Annotated in this window: 25 protein-coding genes; 14 read left to right on the top strand and 11 right to left on the bottom strand. The window is 60.1% G+C overall.

What is annotated here, in order from left to right; translation table 11 throughout:
• Positions 1–49: 49 nt before the first annotated feature.
• Positions 50–1,852 (top strand): N-acetylmuramoyl-L-alanine amidase, encoded by a 1,803-nt coding sequence (locus Q4D83_RS05500; protein ID WP_303173687.1) that lies wholly within the window; start codon positions 50–52, stop codon positions 1,850–1,852.
• 31 nt (positions 1,853–1,883) lie between these two features.
• Here Q4D83_RS05500 and Q4D83_RS05495 read toward each other — a convergent pair whose 3' ends face one another.
• Together Q4D83_RS05495 and serS are read right to left on the bottom strand one after the other, a co-directional pair.
• Positions 1,884–2,699 carry an HAD family hydrolase gene (locus Q4D83_RS05495; protein ID WP_303173685.1) on the bottom strand — a complete coding sequence of 272 codons (816 nt, stop codon included), beginning with the start codon at positions 2,697–2,699 and terminating at the stop codon, positions 1,884–1,886.
• Positions 2,700–3,959 (bottom strand): serine--tRNA ligase, encoded by a 1,260-nt coding sequence (gene serS / locus Q4D83_RS05490; RefSeq protein ID WP_303173683.1) that lies wholly within the window; start codon positions 3,957–3,959, stop codon positions 2,700–2,702.
• Between the two features lie 146 nt (positions 3,960–4,105).
• Here serS and Q4D83_RS05485 point away from each other — a divergent pair, with 146 nt between their 5' ends.
• Genes Q4D83_RS05485 through Q4D83_RS05475 form a run of 3 tightly spaced genes read left to right on the top strand, consistent with a single transcriptional unit; the run spans position 4,106 to position 6,201 of the window.
• Positions 4,106–4,882 (top strand): GntR family transcriptional regulator, encoded by a 777-nt coding sequence (locus Q4D83_RS05485; protein ID WP_303173682.1) that lies wholly within the window; start codon positions 4,106–4,108, stop codon positions 4,880–4,882.
• A gap of 9 nt (positions 4,883–4,891) precedes the next feature.
• Positions 4,892–5,857 carry a septum formation family protein gene (locus tag Q4D83_RS05480; protein ID WP_303173680.1) on the top strand — a complete coding sequence of 322 codons (966 nt, stop codon included), beginning with the start codon at positions 4,892–4,894 and terminating at the stop codon, positions 5,855–5,857.
• A complete protein-coding gene (locus tag Q4D83_RS05475; RefSeq protein ID WP_303173678.1) occupies positions 5,854–6,201 on the top strand; it encodes a metallopeptidase family protein in 348 nt (115 codons plus the stop codon). Before Q4D83_RS05480 ends, Q4D83_RS05475 begins: the two co-directional genes overlap by 4 nt.
• Here Q4D83_RS05475 and Q4D83_RS05470 read toward each other — a convergent pair.
• Positions 6,198–6,803: a histidine phosphatase family protein gene (locus Q4D83_RS05470; protein ID WP_303173676.1), complete on the bottom strand. Its 606-nt coding sequence runs from the start codon at positions 6,801–6,803 to the stop codon at positions 6,198–6,200. The genes Q4D83_RS05475 and Q4D83_RS05470 overlap by 4 nt on opposite strands.
• A complete protein-coding gene (gene pheA, locus Q4D83_RS05465) occupies positions 6,797–7,708 on the bottom strand; it encodes a prephenate dehydratase (RefSeq protein ID WP_303173675.1) in 912 nt (303 codons plus the stop codon). The genes Q4D83_RS05470 and pheA overlap by 7 nt, the downstream gene beginning before the upstream one ends.
• 24 nt (positions 7,709–7,732) lie before the next feature.
• Here pheA and Q4D83_RS05460 point away from each other — a divergent pair, with 24 nt between their 5' ends.
• The 3 genes from Q4D83_RS05460 to Q4D83_RS05450 are packed head-to-tail and all read left to right on the top strand — an operon-like array spanning position 7,733 to position 10,790.
• A complete protein-coding gene (locus Q4D83_RS05460) occupies positions 7,733–8,938 on the top strand; it encodes an amidase (RefSeq protein WP_303173673.1) in 1,206 nt (401 codons plus the stop codon).
• A complete protein-coding gene (locus Q4D83_RS05455) occupies positions 8,935–9,609 on the top strand; it encodes a CPBP family intramembrane glutamic endopeptidase (RefSeq protein ID WP_303173672.1) in 675 nt (224 codons plus the stop codon). The genes Q4D83_RS05460 and Q4D83_RS05455 overlap by 4 nt, the downstream gene beginning before the upstream one ends.
• A 5-nt stretch (positions 9,610–9,614) precedes the next feature.
• On the top strand, positions 9,615–10,790 hold the full coding sequence (locus Q4D83_RS05450) for an LCP family protein (protein WP_303173670.1): 1,176 nt from the start codon (positions 9,615–9,617) through the stop codon (positions 10,788–10,790).
• Between the two features lie 175 nt (positions 10,791–10,965).
• Here the strand turns inward: Q4D83_RS05450 and Q4D83_RS05445 are convergent, their stop codons facing one another.
• Positions 10,966–11,175, bottom strand: coding sequence for a hypothetical protein (locus Q4D83_RS05445; protein ID WP_303173668.1), 210 nt, complete (start codon positions 11,173–11,175; stop codon positions 10,966–10,968).
• A 644-nt stretch (positions 11,176–11,819) separates the two neighbouring features.
• Between Q4D83_RS05445 and Q4D83_RS05440 the strand changes: the two genes are divergently transcribed.
• The gene (locus tag Q4D83_RS05440; RefSeq protein WP_303173666.1) at positions 11,820–12,173 is read left to right on the top strand and encodes a hypothetical protein; all 354 of its coding nucleotides are present in this window, start codon (positions 11,820–11,822) and stop codon (positions 12,171–12,173) included.
• A gap of 77 nt (positions 12,174–12,250) precedes the next feature.
• Here Q4D83_RS05440 and Q4D83_RS05435 read toward each other — a convergent pair whose 3' ends face one another.
• Entirely contained in the window at positions 12,251–12,706 is a 456-nt protein-coding gene (locus tag Q4D83_RS05435; RefSeq protein ID WP_303173665.1) for a transposase, read from the bottom strand.
• A 201-nt stretch (positions 12,707–12,907) separates the two neighbouring features.
• Positions 12,908–13,306 carry a hypothetical protein gene (locus Q4D83_RS05430; protein WP_303173663.1) on the bottom strand — a complete coding sequence of 133 codons (399 nt, stop codon included), beginning with the start codon at positions 13,304–13,306 and terminating at the stop codon, positions 12,908–12,910.
• 144 nt (positions 13,307–13,450) lie between these two features.
• Between Q4D83_RS05430 and Q4D83_RS05425 the strand changes: the two genes are divergently transcribed.
• From Q4D83_RS05425 to Q4D83_RS05415, 3 genes are all read left to right on the top strand, one after another.
• Positions 13,451–13,666: an acyl-CoA thioester hydrolase/BAAT C-terminal domain-containing protein gene (locus Q4D83_RS05425; RefSeq protein WP_303173661.1), complete on the top strand. Its 216-nt coding sequence runs from the start codon at positions 13,451–13,453 to the stop codon at positions 13,664–13,666.
• Positions 13,667–13,749: 83 nt separating this feature from the next.
• Positions 13,750–13,923, top strand: a complete 174-nt coding sequence (locus Q4D83_RS05420) for a hypothetical protein (protein ID WP_303173660.1) — start codon at positions 13,750–13,752, stop codon at positions 13,921–13,923.
• Between the two features lie 50 nt (positions 13,924–13,973).
• The gene (locus tag Q4D83_RS05415) at positions 13,974–14,948 is read left to right on the top strand and encodes an acyl-CoA thioester hydrolase/BAAT C-terminal domain-containing protein (RefSeq protein ID WP_303173659.1); all 975 of its coding nucleotides are present in this window, start codon (positions 13,974–13,976) and stop codon (positions 14,946–14,948) included.
• Here Q4D83_RS05415 and Q4D83_RS05410 read toward each other — a convergent pair whose 3' ends face one another.
• Complete coding sequence (locus Q4D83_RS05410; protein ID WP_303173658.1) at positions 14,949–15,851, bottom strand: DUF5926 family protein; 903 nt, start codon at positions 15,849–15,851, stop codon at positions 14,949–14,951.
• Positions 15,852–15,911: 60 nt separating this feature from the next.
• Complete coding sequence (locus tag Q4D83_RS05405) at positions 15,912–16,865, bottom strand: L-lactate dehydrogenase (protein WP_303173657.1); 954 nt, start codon at positions 16,863–16,865, stop codon at positions 15,912–15,914.
• 115 nt (positions 16,866–16,980) lie between these two features.
• Between Q4D83_RS05405 and Q4D83_RS05400 the strand changes: the two genes are divergently transcribed.
• Positions 16,981–17,541, top strand: a complete 561-nt coding sequence (locus Q4D83_RS05400; protein WP_303173655.1) for a phosphatase PAP2 family protein — start codon at positions 16,981–16,983, stop codon at positions 17,539–17,541.
• On the opposite strand, the gene Q4D83_RS05395 is transcribed toward Q4D83_RS05400, so the two are convergent.
• Positions 17,498–18,871 (bottom strand): DUF5129 domain-containing protein, encoded by a 1,374-nt coding sequence (locus Q4D83_RS05395; RefSeq protein WP_303173654.1) that lies wholly within the window; start codon positions 18,869–18,871, stop codon positions 17,498–17,500. The genes Q4D83_RS05400 and Q4D83_RS05395 overlap by 44 nt on opposite strands.
• Positions 18,872–19,003: 132 nt before the next feature.
• Here Q4D83_RS05395 and Q4D83_RS05390 point away from each other — a divergent pair, with 132 nt between their 5' ends.
• Positions 19,004–20,401 carry an HAD family hydrolase gene (locus Q4D83_RS05390; RefSeq protein WP_303173653.1) on the top strand — a complete coding sequence of 466 codons (1,398 nt, stop codon included), beginning with the start codon at positions 19,004–19,006 and terminating at the stop codon, positions 20,399–20,401.
• Positions 20,402–20,439: 38 nt separating this feature from the next.
• Positions 20,440–20,976, top strand: coding sequence for an NADPH-dependent FMN reductase (locus Q4D83_RS05385; protein WP_303173651.1), 537 nt, complete (start codon positions 20,440–20,442; stop codon positions 20,974–20,976).
• Here Q4D83_RS05385 and msrA read toward each other — a convergent pair.
• Positions 20,973–21,623, bottom strand: a complete 651-nt coding sequence (msrA, locus tag Q4D83_RS05380; protein ID WP_303173649.1) for a peptide-methionine (S)-S-oxide reductase MsrA — start codon at positions 21,621–21,623, stop codon at positions 20,973–20,975. The two genes, Q4D83_RS05385 and msrA, sit on opposite strands and share 4 nt — an antisense overlap.
• Positions 21,624–21,732: the final 109 nt, after the last annotated feature.

Here is a 21,732-nt window from a genome sequence, read left to right as displayed (position 1 = left end):
CTAGAGTTTATTATCGTAACATTGTCTCGATCTCAGGGAGTGTCCTCACATGCTGCAGCGCCGCCGCTTACAAGCAGGCTCCCACCGTCCCATCCTTGCTGTGATTCTTGCTCTTGCCCTGATCGCATCCGCAGCCTTGGGCATCGGTGGTATTCAAAAGACCCAGGAAGCTGGTGGTGACCCCATCGCCGCTTCACTCGCTACCACCAGCTTCGATGGCGGCGAAACCGTAGTCGTTGAGGATTCCGCAATCAGCGCGCAGGGCGAAGACCAGGGCCCGCGCAGCGTGAAGGAATTTGCCCGAGACGAACCTTTCTCACTATTCGCCCTCTCCTGGCAAGGGCAGCGCGACGTCGCGGCATTCTTCCGCGCGCAACGGGAGGACGGCTCTTGGGGGCCGTGGTATAGCGCCGACCCCATCAACGAAGAGGCCACCACCCGCACCGGCACTGAACCGATTTACCTCGAGCCCACCCGAAAAGTGCAGGTAGCGGTTCACGGCGTGCAAGACGCCGCGGGTATCGACGCCGTGTTTATCGACGGCCACGCCGACCAAGGCGGCATCGCGCTGACCGCCGACAGCGACGGCATGCCCAGCGTGGTGACCCGCGCGGGTTGGCGCGCGGACGAATCCATCCGCTGCGGCGAACCTACCTACGACGACGAGACCAACGCGATCACCATCCACCACACCGCAGGTTCGAACAACTATACGCAGGCGGAAGCAGCGGGTATCGTGCGCGGAATCTACCAATACCACGCCCAACAACTCGGCTGGTGCGATATCGGCTACCACTCCCTCGTGGACAAGTACGGCACGATCTACGAGGGCCGTGCGGGCGGCATGAACAAAACGGTCCAAGGCGCCCACGCAGGTGGCTTCAACGAAAACACTTGGGCGATTTCCATGCTCGGCAATTACGAAGAAGTCGAGCCAACCGACACCATGCTTAACGCTGTCGGCGAGCTCGCGGGCTGGCGGGCCAAGGTCGGCGACTTCGACCCGACCGGGGAAGACCTGCACTATTCCGAAGGCACAAGCTTTGCCAAATTCGCCTACGGGCAAGCCGTGACCTTGCCCAATATCTTCGCCCACCGCGACGTCGGCACCACCGCGTGCCCCGGACAATACGCATACGCGAAGATGGATCAGATCCGCGCGACCGCCAAACGCAAGTACGATTCCCTCCGCAACGGACAGCCCCAACCGGAGCGAACCACCGCACCAACAACCACCGCACCAACCACCGCCGCGCCAACAACGACGCAGCAGGCTGCGCAACCTGCGGCAGAGCAAGCCTCCACAGCGCCGCTCGCCCAAGCGCTAGCCTCCCCGAACATCGGCAATACGGTCGGCACGCTACTGGCCGCGGGCGTGGGTTTGCTCGCCTCTCAAGGCCGCCTGCCAAACGAAGTTTCCAAAGCCGGCAGCATCGACATCATCGAGGGCCTGCAGCTGAAGGACATCCCCGCGCTGATCACCACGGCGATTTCCCTGACCGGCGACGATAAATTCGCCGAAACTTGGCGGAAGATTAACGACGCCGTGGGACCCATCCTCGGCCAACCCCGCGGCGGCGTGCACACCGCAACCCCGGTAGGGGAACGCAATTCCACCGTGGAGTACGTACCGTTTGACAACGGCATGATCGTGTCCTCCCCCGAGGCGGGCACGCACGCCCTGTGGGGCAAGATCGGCGACGCCTGGGCCGCGCAAGGCTTTGACTCTGGCCCCTTGGGGTTGCCACTCACCGAGGAATACCTCGCCGGTGACCTCATCCGCGTTGACTTCCAAGGCGGCTACATTACCTTTAACCCCGCCGACGGCAGCGTAGAAATCCACCCCACCTAGGCTTTGGGTCGCGGCTCCGGGGGGCGGCGAACTAAAACCAGCGGCTGAGAATATCGGCGATGCCGCCGTCATTGTTGGTGCCGCACACCTCGTCCGCAACAGCTTTCAGCGCGGGGTGTGCGTTTGCTACAGCCACTCCGTACCCCGCCCATTGCAGCATCTCAAGATCATTGGGCATGTCGCCGAAGCACAGAACTTCGTTGGCAGAAACGCCGATATAGTTAGCCAACTCCCCAACACCTTTGGCTTTATTGATACCGGGCGGGGCAACCTCCAAGAGCCCCTCATTCATCGAATAGGTGATGTGCGCCGTACTCGCCGGTACCAACGGTTTAATAAGCGCGTAGAGCTGCGGTGCGGTCAGGGCGTCGTTACGCAACAGGAGTTTCACGGCGGGTTGGCCGATAACCTCGGCTTCGTCCGCGTGGCCGTATTCCTCGGCGTCCCATGCATGCACATACGAGGGCGACACCACAAAAAGTTCTTCCTCGGGGGCAAACGCGGATTCCCCGCAGCGTTCCACGGCGACGCCGACGTCGGTGACGAGGCGCGCGGCGTCGATAATTCGGCGCATTACCTCGGGTTTTAAGGATTGCTGCTGGAGAATCTGATCCCGGGCGGAATCGTAAATCACAGCGCCATTGCTACACACGCACACAGGGCGCACGGTGAGTTGATCCAGTACGGGGCGCAACCAACGCGCAGGCCTGCCAGTAGCTAACGCCATCACGGTGCCCGCGCGAGTCATGCGGATAATCGCCTCCCGCACGGCTTTGGGGATGCGTTCCCTATCGTCAATGAGCGTGCCATCGATGTCGCTGGCCACGAGCAGCGGCGGCTCCATCATTTACTTCACTGGCTCCAGCACCTCGCGGCCCACATACGGTCGCAACGCCTCCGGCACCAGCACCGAACCATCCGACTGCTGATTGTTTTCCAGGATCGCCACCAACCACCGCGTGGTGGCGAGCGTGCCGTTCAGCGTGGCGCAAGTTTGCGTGCGGCCCTGCTCGTCCCGATACCGCACCTGCAAACGCCGCGCCTGGAAGGTCGTACAATTCGAAGTAGACGTCAATTCTCGGTACGTGCCTTGGGTGGGCACCCACGCCTCAGTGTCAAACTTCCGGGCCGCCGAGGCGCCAAGGTCCCCGCCAGCAACGTCAATGATCCGGTACGGCACCTCAACGGCCGCCAGCATCTCCCGCTCCATGGCCAACAAACGTTGATGCTCGGCGGCGGCATCCTCCGGCTTACACCACGTAAACATCTCCACCTTGTCAAACTGGTGGACACGCAAAATGCCGCGCGTATCCTTACCGTGCGAACCCGCCTCGCGGCGGAAACACGACGACCAACCGGCATAGCGTTTCGGCCCAGCGGAAAGATCAAGAATCTCACCCTGGTGGTAGCCCGCCAACGCAACCTCCGAGGTACCCACAAGATACAAATCATCCTGCGGCAAGTAATAGATCTCGTCCGAGTGCGCGCCCAAAAAACCAGTACCAGACATCACTTCAGGGCGCACCAGCACCGGCGGCACCATCAGCTCGAACCCATTCGCCACGGCCTTTTGCGCGGCCAGGTTCAGCATGGCCAGCTGCAGTAGCGCACCATAACCAGTGAGGAAATAAAATCGGGCGCCGCTCACCTTCGCGCCGCGTTCCATCTCAATCAGGCCGAGGCTTTCGCCGAGCGCTAAGTGGTCCTTGGGTTCGAAGTCAAAGGTGCGGGGCTCACCCACATGCTCTAACACCACAAAGTCGTCCTCGCCGCCGGCGGGGGCGCCTTCCACCACGTTGCTCAGCTGCATTTGCAGCCTGTCAACCTCCTCGGCCGCTGCCTTCTGGGCGGCTTCCGCTTCCTTGACCTTCGCTTTGAGCTCGTTAGAGCCCGCGAGCAAGGCGGGTCGTTCCTCCGGCGTAGCCTGCCCGATCTTTTTGCCAAAGGCTTTTTGTTCGGCGCGCAGGGCATCCGCCGCGCTAATCGCCTCGCGGCGTTGCGCATCGGCTGCGATGAGTTGATCTACCAGTGCGGGGTCTTCCCCGCGTGTGAGCTGCGAGGCGCGGACGGTTTCGGGATAGTCACGAAGGAATTTGAGATCAATCACATCTTTACCCTACCTCGCAGCACCAGTGCCGTTAACATATGCCAATACCAGCTGTGCCAAACGCAACATACGGGCACTCCCCCTCCTGCGTGGGGTATGTACCACAAAGCCACACCTGGTTATCACCAGGCGAGTAATCTGGTTGCATGGGCGAGTATCCGGTGGTCAGGCAGTTAACGGACGGTTCGAAGCCAAAACACGCGCAGCTCAGAGAGATCTTGGAAGAGATTTGCGCCACCCAACTTTCCCCTGGGGATATGCTGCCCGGCGAGCGAGTCCTTGAAGAAACCTACGGCGTGAGCCGAATTACCGTGCGTCGCGCCATTGGCGATCTTGTCGCGGCCGGCACCTTAAAACGCGCCCGTGGCAAGGGGACGTTCGTGGCCCCAAGCCCGCTGGTGTCTCGGCTGAATCTTGCGTCTTTTTCTTCTGAAATGTCCGCCCAGCATTTAAAGGCCTCCAGCAAGATTTTGCTCGCCGCCCGTGGCACCGCCCCGGATAATGTGCAGAGTTTTTTCGGTTCGGATGCCGCCCATACGCATCTGCGCCGCCTCCGATTGGGGGATAATCGACCGTACGCGATTGACGATGGTTGGTACAACAGCGAATTCGCCCCTGGCCTGCTGGAAAACGATGTTTATAATTCCGTCTACGCCATCCTGGATAACGAATACGGGGTTCCGGTGACGGACGCGGAGCAAACCGCTACCGCTATCACCGCCGACGAGGAGACTGGTGAACTGTTGGACGTTGAGCCTGGTACGGCGTTGTTGCGGATTGTGCGGCAGTCGTTTTCCGGCGCGCGCCCTATCGAATGGTGCACGTCCCTGTACCGGACAGATAGATACGCCCTGAAAACACATGTGTCGCGCACAAGAGATTCCGGGCGTTTCACTTCCGACTCGGCGGTAAGTGGTGCATGATGGAACACGATGAATACCATACGTACTGCTACAACCGTGCGCTTCACGCTGGCATTGGCCGTGGTTGCGGTTGCAGCGTTTGCTTTGACGCGGTTTGCCACGCCGACGAATGAACCCTCGGTAGAAACCCCGGACGGGGTTGCCCCATTTACCACGGCGGATATTGGCGCCTGCCTGACGTGGGAGATCCAAAACGGTGCGATTAAGAATTTTGAGCAGACTGACTGTGCCCAAAAACACCGCTTTGAAGTTTCTTACCGTGAGAATTTGGCCACCTACCCTTCAAGTGAGTTCGGCCCGAACGCGTCGTTGCCGGACGTGACGCGCCAGGCGCAGCTGCGCGAGGAGTTATGCCGGCAGCCCACGCTTGATTATTTGCAGGGGAAGTATGACCCGAATGGACGGTATTCCATCGCCCCGATTTTGCCGCCGCCAGACGCGTGGAAGAACGGGGATCGCACGATGCTGTGCGGTTTGCAGGTGACCGACGACCACGGCAACCTGCAGCTCACCAGTGGCCGGGCGACGGAGCAAGACCAAGCACGTATTGCGCAAACGGGTGAGTGCGTGCGTGTCGACGCCGCCCAAGCCATCCACGTGGTGGACTGCGCGGAACCACACACCTACGAGGTGACTGGCGTTGTTGATTTGGCACTGCACTTCCCAGACCACGCGCCGAGTATTGAGGAGCAAGACGCTTTCCTCAAGGATCATTGCACGCAGGTCAGCTTGGATTACATCGGTGGCGACGACGCGCTGTACAACTCAACGTTGCAGACGTTCTGGAATACCATTCCGGTGAATTCTTGGGCTGGGGGTACGCACACGGTGAACTGTTCGCTGATTAAGGCGAACCCAGATGGCGGCTTTGCAACGCTGAAGGGAACCGCCAAGGGTGAGTTTTTGATTAACGACGCCCCGCCGCCGCCGCAGCCGACCCGCAATCCGTTGCGCAGCCAGCGGCCACCGCAATGATGCCGGTCAGCGACGAGCGCTTCGAAGAGCTCGTGGATTTAGGGTTAGATCAGATTCCCGAAGAATTCGTGCGACACATGCACAACACGGTGATCTTGATCGGCTCGTATCATCCAGATTCCCCGCACATCCTCGGCTTTTACGAGGGTGTTGCGTTGCCGCAGCGCACCTTTGATAATGCGGGGCACCTGCCCGACACGATCACCATCTACAAGAACGCCCTCGAGGATTTTTGTTCTTCGGAGGAAGAGCTGATCGAGCAGGTAAAAATCACCGTCATCCACGAGGTGGGACACCACTTCGGCTTGGACGACGATGATCTCCACGCGCTCGGCTGGGGTTAACCCCAGCTGACTAGGCCCCATTCGCCAAAGGGCCGACCTGCGGGATCGAGGATGACGGTTCTACCGTTGGCCAGGTACGTGTCGAACGCGTAATCGGGCGTAACGCCCGTGGCCCAGCGCGCCATGGTGCGGATGGCGGCGCCATGGCTGACCAGCACATTCACACCCTCTCGTCCGGCGAGGAGCTCGAGTACAGGCTGGGAGCGTTGCAGCACCTCGAGGTAGTTTTCGCCGCCGGGCAACCGGGAACCCGGGTCGCCGTCGAGCCAGCCGCGAAAGGCGCGCGTGTATGAGGCGGCGGTTTCGGGGTCGCCGCGGCCGTCGAGATGCCCCGCGAAAATTTCGTGCACGCCGAGTTGGATGTCCACCGGTACGTGCTTGCCGGTGGTTTCCGCGTACGCGCTGGACAGCAGCAGGGCGGTTTGCTGGGCCCGTAGCGCGACGGAGCAGTTGATGGAATTCAGGTCGTATTCCGCAAGTTCGGCACCGAGTTTGCTGGCCTGGCTGCGCCCCGTGTCAGTCAGCTCCGCCCCCGGCGGCCGCGTGTCGATGATTTTTGCGGCGTTCGCGTGGGTTTGACCGTGACGTACCAAGATCAGCATGAATGGTGCCCTTTCCGTGCCGCGTCGACCCACTCGGCTGCCTCCGCCAGGCGACGCGTATCCGTGCGTGAAACTACTTCTAATGTAGGCCAAGACCCCAAGTAGGACAGGTGTTCGCAGTGCAGGTAGAGCGCACGGAGCGCTTCGGCGACTGGGGCATCATCGATATGGCCTATGAAGTCTACGTGGAAGCGGTACGTACCCAACCCGGTGCGGGTAGGCCGGGACTCAATGCGCGTAAGGTCCAGTCCGCGCAATGCGAACTCGGTGAGGGCGGCCACCAACGAACCGGGCGTATTTGGCAAGGTGAACACCACGGCAGTGCGGTCGGATCCGGTGCGCGGCGTGGGCGTGCCCGGGCGTCCGACGAGGACGAACCTGGTGCGGGCGCCGGATACGTCGGCAACCCCATCGGCGCGACGTTCCAGCCCAAACAGGTCTGCGGCGCGGCGGGGGGCGGCGGCGGCGTCGATACGCCCTTCGGCGACAGCTTGGGCGGCGGCGGCGTTGGAGGATGCGGGAATGTACTCCACGCCGGGGAGATGCTGGTCCACCCAACTTCTCACCTGCTGGCGTGCCACGGGGTGAGTGGAAAACGTGCGGATGTCGGTGGTGCCTGGCCGCACCATGATGCTAAACGCGATTTCTATTTCGGTTTCGTGGTAGATCTGCACCCCTTCCCCGGCGAGTGCATCAAAAGTCAGCGTCACTGCCCCATCGACAGAGTTTTCTATTGCAACGCAGGCGTAGTCCGCGGCCCCGGTGCGCACCGCTTCCATGGCTTCGGCGGAGCTTGCCACGGGCAGCGGGGTGACGTCATCGGGGACGCAACCGGCGTCAGCAAAGCGCCAGAGGGCTTCTTCAGTAAAGGTGCCTGCGGGACCGAGGTACGCGACGTTTGTCATGGCTCAATAGTAGTGTTTACTTCCGTGCCCGAAGATTCTGCGCTGGATTTACCGCTGTCCGAGTTGTGTGCGGCCGTACGCGGCGGCGAGGTACGGCCCACGGAGCTCGTCGCGGATATCGACGCCCGCGTCCCCCACCACCACCCTTGTTTCGCCTCCCTCGACTTGGATTATGCATTCGATTCAGCGCGCGCATTGCAGGTACGCAAACCCACCGACCAACACCTATTCGGGCTGCCGCTGCCAATCAAAGACCTCTCTCCGGTAGCGGGCCTACCGTGCGCCTACGGCTCAGTGCATCGCATGGATATGCCCACGACGACAGACCCGTATGTGGAGGCGTTGGTGGGCTGCGGCGCGGTGGTTGCCGGCAAGACGCAGACTTCGGAAATGGGCATGACGGCGTATACGGAACCGGTGGGGTTTCCGGCGGTGGATAACCCGCGGTTGCCGGGGCGCACGCCGGGCGGGTCTTCGGGCGGGGCGGCGGCCGCGGTCGCCGCGGGGTTTGTACCGGCGGCGCACGCGTCCGACGGTGGAGGCTCCATCCGCATCCCGGCGGCCGCAACCTCCCTGGTGGGGTTCAAACCCGCGCACCATAGCGCGGGAGGCAAACTCACAGTGCAGGGGTTTATTACCCGCACGGTTGCCGATGCCGCCTACCTCCACAAACTCGCCCCTGCCCCCGCCCGGTTGCGCATCGGCCTGCTCACTCGTCCGCTACATGGGGATGGCAGCGTGGCGCCCGCGTGGGCCGACGCGGCGCGGTCCGCCGCAGATCAGCTGGCGAACTTGGGCCACGAGGTGATCCCGGTGCGCCCCTACTCGCCGGACGTGTTTGCAGCCTTTGAGCAGGTGATTTGCCTATTGTCGCGCCGCATTCCGGGGTCGGCCTCGCCGATGATTACGTGGATGCGGGAGCGGGACATCGACAAGCGAGAGGCTTTGCGGCGATTCCACGCGGTGCCGCAAGCCACCCACAGTTGGGGTGTCCATGTACTACTCACCCCGACGCTGGCGTATGACCCGCCGCCGATTGGCACGTTTTCCCGCCTTGCCCCAGCCGAGGACTTTGCCGAGCAAACCCGGTGGACCCCTTGGGCTTCCCTGTTTAACATGACCGGGGGCGCGGCAATCACTGTGCCCTTCGGTGGCCGCAGCGTGCACTTGGGTGCGTTGAACTGTTCCCCTGCCGCCTTGCTCGCCGTTGCCGGAAAGTTGCACCCATGAAAAAGGAACTCGGCGTGGTGCTGCTGATCACCTTTGGCATGCAGGGTGTGCGGTCCCTCCTGCGGCTTATCGACGCCCTGCTGCAACCCGCCCCACTCAACGAACAGTCCGTCGCCCTCCACCCGCAACAAACCACCACGTGGCTGGACCCCCTCCTGCAAGCCACGTCCTCCGGCATTTTGATTGGTTGGGGCTTACTGGTGCTGATGTTGTTGGAAAAGGATGGCATCCGCATGCCGCGGCTGCGCCGCCTTGACCTTGTGCACGGGGCGCTTCTGGCAGCGGTGATCGGGATTCCAGGGTTGGCGTTCTACCTCGGAGCATTACACTTTGGCTTCAGCAAAGAGGTGGTGCCTAATTCCGATTGGATCAGCATTCTGTGGAGCTTTGCCAATGGCTTCGCCGAGGAAACCGTCGTGGTGTTTTGGCTGCTCACTCGGCTACGGCAGCTGGGGTGGGGCGCTCCAGCGGCAATCGCTGCCTCCGCTGCGTTGCGGGGTAGCTACCACCTGTACCAGGGCGTGAGTGCCGGTGTGGGCAATATAGTGATGGGCGTCGTATTCGCTTGGGTGTATCACCGCACGGGTCGCGTGTGGCCCCTGATCATCGGGCATTTTCTTATCGATGTGGTAGCGTTCCTCGGCTACCCCTTGTTGACTGCACTAAGGTAATCCACATGGATGACATCGCCCGAGACAGCTCTGGCCGCCCAATTTTAGATAGGTTCGGGCGACCTGTTCGACGCTCGAACGCCGCGATGCCGCGCAAACCCGCGGCGCGTCACTCCGCCGCGCTCGGACAGGGCCAATTGCAGCAGCACCGTGCGCCGCGCGGCCAACGCCCCGGCAACGTCGGCCATGTGCGCGTGCCGCAACAGGCGCCCCAACAGCGACAAACGCCGCGGGTGGTCCCCCCGCAAGCTGCGCCGCCGCGAGTAGCGCCGCGCCAACAGCGCCGCCCACGGCCCAAAGGCAGCTTCAAGCGCATGGCCGGGTTGGCGTTGTTGGCGGTGATTACGCTGTTGGTGGGCGGAATCCTGTGGGTTGATATGTCGTTGCAGCGGGTGGATGCCACCCCGGATGTTCAGGTGTCCAACACCAGTGGGACCAATTGGCTACTGGTTGGTTCGGATTCTCGGCAGGGCCTCGATGAGGCGGATGTGGAGCGCTTGGCCACCGGTGGGGATATCGGTGTTGGCCGCACCGACACGATTATGCTGCTTCATATTCCACTCACCGGGGAACCTACCTTGCTGTCTATTCCCCGCGACTCGTATGTAGAAATCCCCGGCTACGGGTACGACAAAATTAACGCCGCGTTTACGTTTGGGGGTCCGAAACTGCTCACCCAGACTGTGGAACAGGCAACGGGCATTCGTATTAACCACTACGCGGAGATTGGCTTCGGTGGATTCGCCGGCATTGTGGACGCCCTCGGAGGTATTGAACTCTGCGTGGAGGAGCCTATCGACGACCCGCTCGCTGGCATCAACTTGCAGCCCGGATGCCAAATCATGGACGGCCCCACCGCGTTGGGTTTCGTGCGCACTCGCGCCACCGCCCAGGGCGACTTGGACCGCGTGGCCCGCCAGCGCGTCTTCTTTAGCGCGCTGATGAGCAAAGCCACGGAGTTCAGGCCGTTCAGCACAATCCCGCTGATCAACCAGGTGGCCAAGTCTTTTACGGTTGGTGAGGGCGACCATGCGTGGCACTTGGCGTGGCTGGGTTTCCGCATGCGGGGCGGCATGATCACAGAGACGGTACCGGTTGGCGGCTTCGCGGATTACGACGTCGGCAACGTAGTCCTGTGGGATGAAGTCGCAGCGGAGGAGCTTTTCAGCAAGCTGCGCTAGGCTTATCGACGCCGCGGCTGGTTGGGTTGTTTGTTAGCTGCGGCGATGGCGTTTTGGCTGTGTTGTGGTTCGCCGATTGCGTTTCAGCAGTTTCGCCAGTTGGCAGGGCGATTTCGCCCATGTTGGCCTGGGTGGTGGGACCGCCTTATTGAACCAATCGCGGACACCTTCCCCGTCAACGTGCGCGCCATTTTCGAACCCCCAAAGACTCCGTCACTGCCGCCACTTGGTCATCAGTCTGCGCCACAATCCACGCCTCGTCCGGCAGCGCCTCGTCCTCCGAATAGTACCCATCAGGGCCAAGATTTCGCTCCTGATCCTCCACCTCGACGGACGCGCCCGCAGGGCACGGCGGGCAGTTTACTGCAAATATCTCGACTAGCAAAGGCCTTTAAGGCTACAACAACGAAATCAGAGGAAGCAGCGCAGCGAAGGAACGATCAAGATACGGTGACAGCAGAAAGACGAGGACGTGTCAGGCAACGTCCGGCATAAAGAATTTCGCATCAGCGCTTCAACATAGGCATACTAGCTACGGCTCACGCGACGTCGACGCCGAAACGACACACGACTCGAGCCTCCGCGTCCTCGCTAGCGCACGCTGCTGGCGACCATCAAGCGCATCCCACTCCTTAACGAGACGGCGACAATCCGCGGGTGCGCTCGCTCACTGGAGCTCAATGATTCGTCGGCGGCTCGAAACGCGGCACACCCGCGTCATGAAGTAAGGCATCAATGCTCTGGATCATGGTTCCAGTATCGCACGGGATAAAGGCATCCGCCCCTCCAATCATCGAACTAACACACAGTGGCACTCTGCGTACCCATATCACCGAGACGGTGCTGGCTAGTTCCCGAAGTACCCCAGATACAGGCTATGTCCTACACCTCTACGACTGTTCAAGAGATCCCCAAAGGAAAACTATGCTTTAGGCTAAGTGGCACACCGATAAGGTTGGTGGAAGGTACTGGATTGGAACCGCAATCGGTGCTAGCCAAACCTCTACCAGTATCTACCTGGGGAGCGACATGGAACTGCTAAAAGGTCCACTTTGGGAAATGGGAGACCGTGGAAATACCCACCCCGATGAGAGCTTTGTTCGAATAAGGCTGTATGAAGACAGTGCCGTAGCTGAGTTTACCGTCACGGAGCTCTGTCGTTTCTTCGGTATTAATGGCCCCGACTGCCTGCGAATGCAATTTAAAACTTGGCATGATCTCGGGGCTTTCGCATGGGACCCAGCAGACGAAATCCATCTCGAAAAGAAGCCCTTTGCGGAGTACTTTTTTTCTTCCAAAATCCCTGGCTGCTATTCTCCGCAGCCGCTCCCCGAACCCATTAACGGGAGGGTGGAATGGGGGATGAAAAAGAACTTTAGGTAGAGTGCCTAGCGCCCGCACAGACCAGCACGCCACCAGTGGCTGCTACTTGCAAGGGCTGACGCTCGAGGACATGCGGGTCAGAAACACCGACGTGCGCTGGAGATTCTTGTGGTTAGTAAAACCCACATCCTGACAGGATTGGGCTTGAGCACGGTCGAATGCGGCTTCGTTGACGACGTATTCGCCGCCTTGTTTACGGACGAAGCGTACCTGCTTGGCGGCTTTGGTTCCTGCGGCGATAGCGTCAGCTTTTTCTTCTTGTTTGCGCAGCGAACGCAGGTCGTACCGGTAGCGTTTAGGGCTAAACGCAACAACCGAACGCCTTGTCGTGGTGCCGCCGGTTGGGCTTTTCGTAGCCTGTCCGCCACAATGTAGTCAATACCTGCCGCGTCAAGAGCATCCAAGTTTTTCGCAGACAGCATCGCGGCGTCTGCAACAACGACCAAATGATCGATGCGGTTGGCCTGGCAGTAGGCATTAATCATGGGAATCAGCGTGGTCGTTTCCGCTGTACGCCCATGAAAAAAGTCCACATGCAGGGAAACCCCGAACAGTCTGTGATCAGGCCGACAATGATTTGTGGATCAACCCGACGCTCTTTCGACATCCCCACGCGACGTAAATCATCTTCTTTCGGCGTTTCAAAATATAATGTGATCACGTCATATAACACCATGGTTACCTGATGCACGCGACGGCGATCCGTCCGTGATAGTCGCGTTCATTCGCCCGTTTCAAACAGTTGAAATGGTATTGACGTGCAACGGTTTCTGCCCCAACGAGCGCATGATTGCTGGGACCTGACGTTTCGCGGAAGGCTGCACAATCCGAGCAATCACCGTGGACATAAACGCCTGGTCATCGATGCCGAAATCCAAACAGCGCCACACATCAACCAGCACCTGCCACGTCAATTCATTAAACGAACCAACCACCACCGGAGTGCCACCCGAGACCCGATCAGTAGCACTACCAGCCGAAACCTTCGGCAACGGTAACTGCTCACGCTGACGAAAGCCGCTAATCTGATCCATCCGCGGGGCCGGCCGAGGCTCCACCGAAATCCCCAGATCAAGCGTCGGAGCCGCAATCGAATCCAAAACCTGCACCGCCGCAGCATGCAACGCAGCCAATTCAACATCCGTATGCGCAGACCCGGAATGCCGCAAAACCTCAGTTTTCCCCCATGCTTGGCCACAAACACACATTCCACAGCCCCACAAACCCAAAACCCAACAAACACTTGTGAAAGTCAGGAGCACAAATTCCTAGAAAACATGCCATTGGAGCTGTTCGAGGATATCGCTGCCGAGCTTTCAAAACCCATCACCGTGAAGGGGATTTCCACCGGGCCGGAAACGGCGCTGCTTATGTCCGCGTATTTTTCGGAGGTAAATAACGCTGTGTCCATTAACCCGTCGGCGCATCATTGGCAGGGCACCACCTACCCGGGGGCGCCTCCAAGGGTTCGCGGGAAAAGAGGCACCCATTAAGGTGGAAAACTCCCAGGCGCGCCTGTTTATCGCGGCGGGCGGACAGGATAAGTTTTGGGATTCCGGATCCGCAGCGAAGGAAATTGAACGCTTCGCGGGAGATCGCGCGGAAGTGCACCGCTATCCGGATGCGGGAAAGTGCTTACTCCCTCGGCCACATTCCAAGGTTTCAAGATTTACACCTCGGCAGCTTCGAGGAAGCCAACCATGAGATGAACAACGATGTCATGGAGAAACTGCTGGAGTGGCTGCCCTAGGCCCCACAAAAATCATTGAGTGCCACTTGTTTGCGTGATAAAATTTCGCTATGAATGCCATTCGTATACTTCTACGAATCCTGTTAGCTTTTATCATACTTTTGGCACTGCTGGCGGCGGTACTCTTTGGAATTCGAACATGGAATCAATCCCAGGCCGGGGACGTGTCCATCCCCGATCGGCCGCCGGACGTTGAGGGCGTAACCATTACCGATTTCTCCGATGGATACGCCAAGGGCTTTCACCTGATGCCCAAGGAACGGAAACACCCCGGCACGGTGGTGATATTCGGCGGCTCCGAGGGCAGCGCCAATCCATACGATGCCGCCGAGATCGCCAAAACCGGCAGGGAAGTCTACGCGCTGTACTTCTTCGGGCAGGAGGGCCAGCGCGAAAATCTGACTCGAGTACCGCTCGAGCTTTTCGACGACGCCCTCCCCCACCTTTCCAAGCCCATCAGTGTTGTCGGCGCTTCGAAAGGCGCGGAGCTTGTGCTGATGTTGTCCACGTATTACCCCGAAATCGAGTATGTGGCTGCCATCGCGCCGCCCGCGCACCACTGGCAGGGTTTGGGCAGCGATTATTTCGAATCGTTGCCGTCGTTTACTTGGAAGGGCGAAGATCTCCCGTTCTTGCACTTCAGCAAGACCGAAAGTCAAGTCCTCATGGACCAAATGTTCCGCATGCTTTTAGCAATGCCAGTGACTTTTCGGAATAGCTACGATTCCGTACTCGAAAGGTCTTCCGCGGAGGAGCTGGAGCAGGCTCGCATCAAGGTTGAAAACACGGAAGCAAAGTACTTTCTTGTCGCCGGCGAGCAGGACAAAATGTGGAATGCTGCGGACGCCGCGCGCAAGATCAAGCAACGCATTGGGGAACGAGCGGAAGTGCACAGCTATCCCGATGCCGGCCATGCCCCTGGGGCACCTGAAACGGTAGGGATGCTGCGACTTGGTGGCACCGAAGAGGCGAATAAGGCCATGGACGAGGATGTCATGAAGAAACTCGATGCCTGGCTGCCGTAATTAGCGGATGGTCACCTGGCGGGACTTAATGTTTTCCAATTGGCGCCGTTCCGCTGGGTTGAGCTGGGCATCGTTATCAAGTTCGGCGGCGATCAGCTTGTCCAACGCGGTCATAGCTGCGGCGAATTCGACATGCGGCACTGTCGGGTCGAGGTCGAACACGGGCACGACGATCCCGTGGGTACGAAACACCCCGGCGAACTTGGTGTCTTCCCCAAGGTGCAACTGCCCCGCCGCGCCGATGCGGGCCAAGGCGCGCAGCAGCGGCTCCTCGTCGTCGGTGCGCACCCACCGAATGTGGGCCTTTTCCCCAGCATCGATCCACCAGGCGCTCCCGGAAATCTCCGCGGGTACCGGCCAAGACGGCATGACGGAGTCGTTCGCCGCGCGCAGGGATTGCGCCATTTCGGGGTTGAGTTCCGTGCCTTCCGGCAGCCACCATTGGAAATCCTGATGTGCCTCAATGTCCAATGTTGCGTCCGCAAGCAGGGAGCCAATTTCCGGCTGGGTGCCATCATTGGCACCGGATTGCAGGGTGCTACCAGGGGCAGCATTTATCACCCAATTGAGCGCGTAGGCTAGGTCGCGCCCAGGATTGTTGGAACGGTTACGCACCTGCAATGCCACAAAACGTTCGCCACCGAGCTCAGCTTCCCGCACCAAGCCCGCGACCGCGCCCGGCAGCACGGTCACAATGTTGACGTCCATGCCGCCCACGGTGGTGGCTGCCACGGCGGAGGGGACGAACTCCTGCATCGCCACCAGTTCCGCTTCCATGGGAAGCCCACCATATGGGCGCGGGTCGGTCACGAGGGCGGCGCGGGCGGCGGCGCGAGCCGCAAGTTTTGCCTGCCTGCGGCTCATACCCTCGGGCAGTTGTTCGTTTTTCTTCTTTTTAGCCATGCCCTCGAAGATACCGCACCACTCGGCAGGCTCACCGCGGACATGGCCACTGCCGCGAAGCTACTTCGCTGGGAAGAATTTCTCCTGCACGGCCCGCAAGGTGTCGGCGGAATGCTTGAAGCGTTCCTTTTCGTGATCGGTGAGTTCCAGCTCCACGGCACGGCGAACACCTTTACGGTGGATGATCGCCGGCGTGCCAATGTAGATGTTTTCTTCCCCATATTCTCCGTTGAGCAGGCAGCACACCGGCAGCGCAACGTCCTGGTTTTGCAGGATGGCGCGGGTAATACGCGCGAGCCCCATGCCGATGCCGTAGGAGGTTGATCCTTTGGCGTCGATGATGGTGTACGCGGCGTCGCGGGTTTCTTCGAAGACTTTTTCGAGCCGCGCTTCCAGCGTAGGGTCCTTTTCCAATTGCTTGCGCATGGACACACCGGCGATGGTTGCGCTGGACAGCACCGGCAGCTCCGTATCACCATGTTCACCGATGATGTAGGCGTGCACGGAGGTGGGTGCCACCTCATACATTTCGCCGAGCATGTAGCGGAAACGGGCGGAATCAAGCACGGTGCCGGAGCCAAGGACGCGGCTCGACGGCAGGCCGGAGTACTGCCACACGGCGTAGCTGAGAATGTCCACAGGGTTGGACGCCACGAGGAAGATACCGTCGAATCCGCTGGCCATAACGGAATCCACGATGGACTTCATGATCTTCATGTTTTTGTCCACGAGTTGCAGGCGAGTTTCGCCGGGTTTCTGGGCGGCACCCGCACAGATAACCACCATGGCGGCGTCCGCGCAATCCTCATAGGAGCCTTTGGTTACTTTGGTGCGGGAGCTGGCCCAGACGACGCCGTGGTTGAGGTCCATGACGTTACCTTCGAGCTTTTTCTCATCAATATCGATGATCGCAAGATGGTCGCAGGTGCCTTGGTTGACCAACGCGTATGCGTATGCAACCCCGACGTCTCCGGCGCCGATGAGCACAACTTTGTTGCCGACGCTGACTTTCATATCCGCCTTCTTTCAGCCGATGTACCGTTTCCACCAAGCGTATGCCCGTTTATTTCCGGTTACAAGGTGTACGCGTGGAAGTGTGCCCGAATTCTCAGACGTTACAATCTTCTGTATGTTCGCCAGTTGCCGCGCCGCCGTCACCGCCTTTGATCAGCTGCTTTTCGACGCCGCGACCCACAACCGCATCTTCGAACACACGGTTACGCTCGTGACACACCTTGGCCGGATGCCGGTGTTGGGAACCTTGGCGGTGGCCGCGGCGTCGATAATGAGCTGGCGTAGGCGCAGTGTAACGCCGGTATGTCTCATCGGACTTGCGTGCGGGGCGGCGAGCGGAACTTCACATGCGATCAAAAATATCGTGCAACGGCCACGCCCGGATCTGGTATTTGCCGTCCCACCGTACGAAACCACGTGGAGCTTCCCCAGCGGCCATAGCATGAATGCGGTGCTCGTGGCCGGTGTGCTTGCGCTTCTAGTGCGCAAACCGTGGGCGTATTGCTTAGCTGGCGCCTTCGCCCTAGTCATTGGCGCCACACGAGTCTACCTGGGGCACCACTGGCCCACCGACGTCCTTGCAGGTTGGGCGTTGGGGATTGCCTACCTTCCGTTGTTTGGCTGGCTCATCGCTAAAAACTTCCCGATCCTCCCCCGCCGGAAAACCCGGAACTGAAGGACGTCGTCGATACGCCGGCGCTATAGCCCGACGAAACCGCCATGGTTTGCGTGTACTGGGTGTACATCACGGCGAAGGGCAGGAAATTCGCATAACCGGTGCCAATACGGTAGGTGGAATCGTACAGCTTCGGCGGTTCGAATGCCTCGGGCTGGACCAGCTCCTCCTCGCGCACGAGTTGCAGCACAACGCCATAATCGTGAACAATTCCGGCGTACGTATCCATGAAGTCCGCGGCGGCGGTGCGTTGCTTCAAATCCGTAATCCGCTGTTGGATCCCCCGCAGGCGTTCCTGTAAACGATGGCCGTTGATATTGGTTTCGGCCCGTACGGCGTCGTCATAGAGGCGGTCGAGCTCGCGGCGCCGCTGGGTTTGATTACCATGCTCCATCTCCCACAGCGAGTCAATGTTTGACTCCGCCCGCAGCAACTGCTCCACCGTCTCACGTAGCTCGGCGTATTGCTGGGCATTGTCCGACTTTGGTTCCGCCAGCGTCACCAGCGATTCATGCAGCTGGAGGAACCGATCCCGCACCTCCGCCCATTCTCGGCGCAGCTGATCGTTTGCAAGTTCCGAAGTGAGGCTATTGGCTCGAACGTCAATACCGTCCAAACGCTGGGCGATCTCGGCGTAGTGCAGCATCACGTACTCGTAATCCTCCGCGGCCTGGCGCTCCTGATTACGGCGATAGCGCTGCACTGCGCGGATAATGGCTGCCACCAGGGCCAATAACCCTAAACCACCGACCGCAATGAACACCTTGGTGAACACATTATCGTTCTTTTTCTCCTTGCGTTCCTCCGCGCGATCCATGGCAATAACGCTGCTATCCACCGCGTACCGGGTGCCTTCCAGGAAACCCGCGGTGATATTGCCCTTGGTAAACGCGGGGTGCATCGCCTCGCGGGTGCGGTCAAGGTGGTTGCCGTGAAACAAATCAAATTGGGCGCACATATCGTCACCGCAATACACGCCACTGCGCCGAGGATCCCGCCCGTAGGCAAAGATCAACGCACCCGGCGCCCAGGCATCGTCGTTGTCGGCAATCAAGTCCGGCCGCGAGGCGCGGATTTCGCGCTCTACCGTATCGTTTAAATTGTCGTCGTTTCGTTCGAACGCCACATAAGTAACTGTGCTGACGCTCTCGGGAAGGTCGAGGTCGCGGGCGTCCGCCCGCAAAAGCTCTTCATCTTGGTCGCTGAGTACATCGTGCGGGTCCAGCACGGACACGGCGGGCATGGTGGACACGGCCGCCGCCGCGCTCGGGGCGCTCAGCAAAAGCGCCGCCGCCAACGCCGCGAAGATTCGAAAACCTTGTCCAATCATGCCCCCACTGTAACGAGTGACGGCGCCCGGGATGCCGCAGCACGCGCCCAAACAAAACTGAAATCTACCTAAGCCGCCGCCTCGGCGATGGTCCCCAGCGCCCACGACCGGAGCGCCGTAGAATGTGCCCATGTGACATACCACGCGATTCTTTTTGATCTAGACGGCACTCTTGTAGACCACTATCAGGCAGTCAATGATGCCGTTGTCCGCTGGTCCGCGCACGGGGGAATCGAACCCGACATCAACCGTTGGTTCGAACTCGAAAAGTATTGGTTTTCCGTCTATGAGCGGGGCGAAATTTCCCTTGCGGAGCAGCGCCGCGAGCGAATCCGGCACTACTTACACCAGGCGCAATGCCCCGATGGTCGCGCGGATGAGCTCTTCCAAGATTTTTTGCGCTTGTACTCGGATGCCATACGACCATACCCGGATGCCCTTGACGCGCTTGAACGCGCGCTAGCTACCGGCGCAACGGTGGGGATTCTCACCAACGGTTCGTTGGCGGTGCAGCGGCAGAAATTGCAACGCGCCGGGTTGGATTTGCCGGGGGTGCACCTGCTGGCCAGCGAGGATTTGGGGTTTGCTAAGCCGGATCCGCGCTGCTATCAGGCTGCGCTGGACCGGCTTGGGGTGTCGGCCGCCGGCACGATCATGGTTGGCGACAACTACACCAACGACGTGCAAGGCCCGGTGGCCTGCGGGATGATTGCGCGGCATCTGGATCGGCGACGCGGGCAGACGCTGGACCATTACCCGCCGCCGGCGCCCGAGCTAGTGGTGTGCGATATGGACGGCACGCTCTTGGACGCCCACGGCAAGGTGCCGGAGCATTTCCCCACCATGGTCGAGCATATGAACGAACTCGGGGTAACGTTTGTGCCCGCGAGCGGCCGCCAACGTCAAACCCTCGCGCTCATGTTTCCGTACGCCAAGACCCTCATTGCGGAAAACGGAAACGTGCTCGTACACAACGGTGAGGTAGTGCACTCCACCACGTTGGATCCGGCGTTTGTCCGTTCGATTATCGACGCCGCGCGGGCCACCGCCGCGCACGCGAGCTTAGTGTTATGCACCGCAGACTCCGCGTATGTCGAGGATGATTCCGACGAGTTTTTGGCGGAAGTGGATAAGTATTATGCGGCACGCACCGTGGTCGAGGACTTGCGGCAGGTGGACGCGCCGTGCGTGAAAATCGCTATCTTCGCCTTCGATGGTTCGGAATCCTATCCGCTGCCTGAACTTGGCCCCGACCATGTGGGCACGATTTCCAGCCCCAACTGGATCGACATTATGGACGCCACCATGAATAAGGGAGTCGCCTTGGCGCGGCTCCAAGAAGTGTTGGGGGTGCCCATGGAACGCACCGCTGTCTTCGGCGACTACCTGAACGATGTTGAGATGCTCTCACGCGCAGAAATGTCGTTTGCAATGGACAACGCGCACCCGATCCTTGCCAGTACTGCACGGTGGCGGGCACCGTCGAATGCGCACCACGGCGTCATCACGGCTCTGCAATGTCTATTATAAGTAAAGGCTCTTAACCTCACTCAACAAGGAGTACACACGTGAAGATTGGAATCATTATCGGCAGCGTCCGCGACGAACGCTTGGGCGACCATATTGCCGAGTGGGTTGCGCAACAGGCGCAGGCACACCCCGAGGCAACGTTTGAGATCATCGACCTCAAGGCCTTTGATCTGCCGTTGCTGACCACGTCGATTCTCCCGCGCATGAACAACAAGCACTATGACGATCCCCACGTCGCAAAGTTCAGCAAGACCATCGATGCCTGCGACGGCTTCGTATTTGTTACCCCGGAGTACAACGGATCCGTCTCCGGCGCTTTCAAGAACGCCGTTGACCACCTCGCCGCCGAATGGGCCGGGAAGCCTGTGATGTTTGTGGGCTACGCCTACAGTGGTGCCCACACCGCCATCGAGCACTGGCGCACCATCGTCTCCAAGCTGCAGGCTCCGGCCGTAGATGAGCACGTTTCCATCAGCCTCAACGACAGCATGGTCGAGGGCGTGTTCCAGCCCACCGAGGCGAACAACGCCGATGTGGCCACCGCGCTAGCCGCACTGGTGGCACAGGCCAGCTAGCCGCAGGTCACCCCAGTTGCGTGAACCGGGCAATACCCCGTGGGATTCTTTTCTAGATACTGCTGGTGGTAATCCTCGGCCCGGTAATACGCCCCCGACAATTCAGCCACCTCCGTGGTGATCGGCCCGAAACCGTGGGCCGCCAGCCGGGGCGCGTACTCGTCGAGCCGGCGCTGGATCAGGGCGGCGTCGTCACGCGCCGTTTGGCCGAGGGTGTAAAACACAGAACGATACTGGGTGCCCGTGTCGTTTCCCTGGCGGTTCCCCTGCGTGGGATCGTGGTTTTCCAGCGCTACCGTCACAATCTCGTCGAGGCTAATACGCTCGGGGTCGTACACCACCTCCACCACTTCCGCATGCCCGGTCTGCCCAGAGCACACCTCACGATATGTGGGATTCGGCGTGAAACCACCCGCATATCCTACGGACGTAGACTCCACACCCGGCAGGTTCCATAACAGCTTTTCCGCACCCCAGAAGCAACCGATGCCGACGAGCACGCTGCGTTGCCCGGCCCGCCACGGGCCAGTGATCGGCGTGCCCAAAACCGCATGTGGTTTCGGATCCTCCAGTACTGGAGTGTCACGCCCCGGCAGTGCCTCCGATTGGGTGACCATGCGCGCTTGCCTACCAAAAATCCAACCCATAGGTAATGATCCTTTCTTCAACAGGTGCTACTGGGATAACACGTTTATTGGGGCAATTATTTCGCAGCTCACCCGCCCCGTTACCTTGCGCTAGATCACATTTCCTTTA

Origin of the sequence: Corynebacterium sp., assembly GCF_030532715.1 — a bacterium.
Lineage (GTDB): Bacteria > Actinomycetota > Actinomycetes > Mycobacteriales > Mycobacteriaceae > Corynebacterium.
The sequence above is the reverse complement of the archived record's forward strand: the minus strand, read 5'-3'. Positions and strand labels throughout refer to the sequence as shown.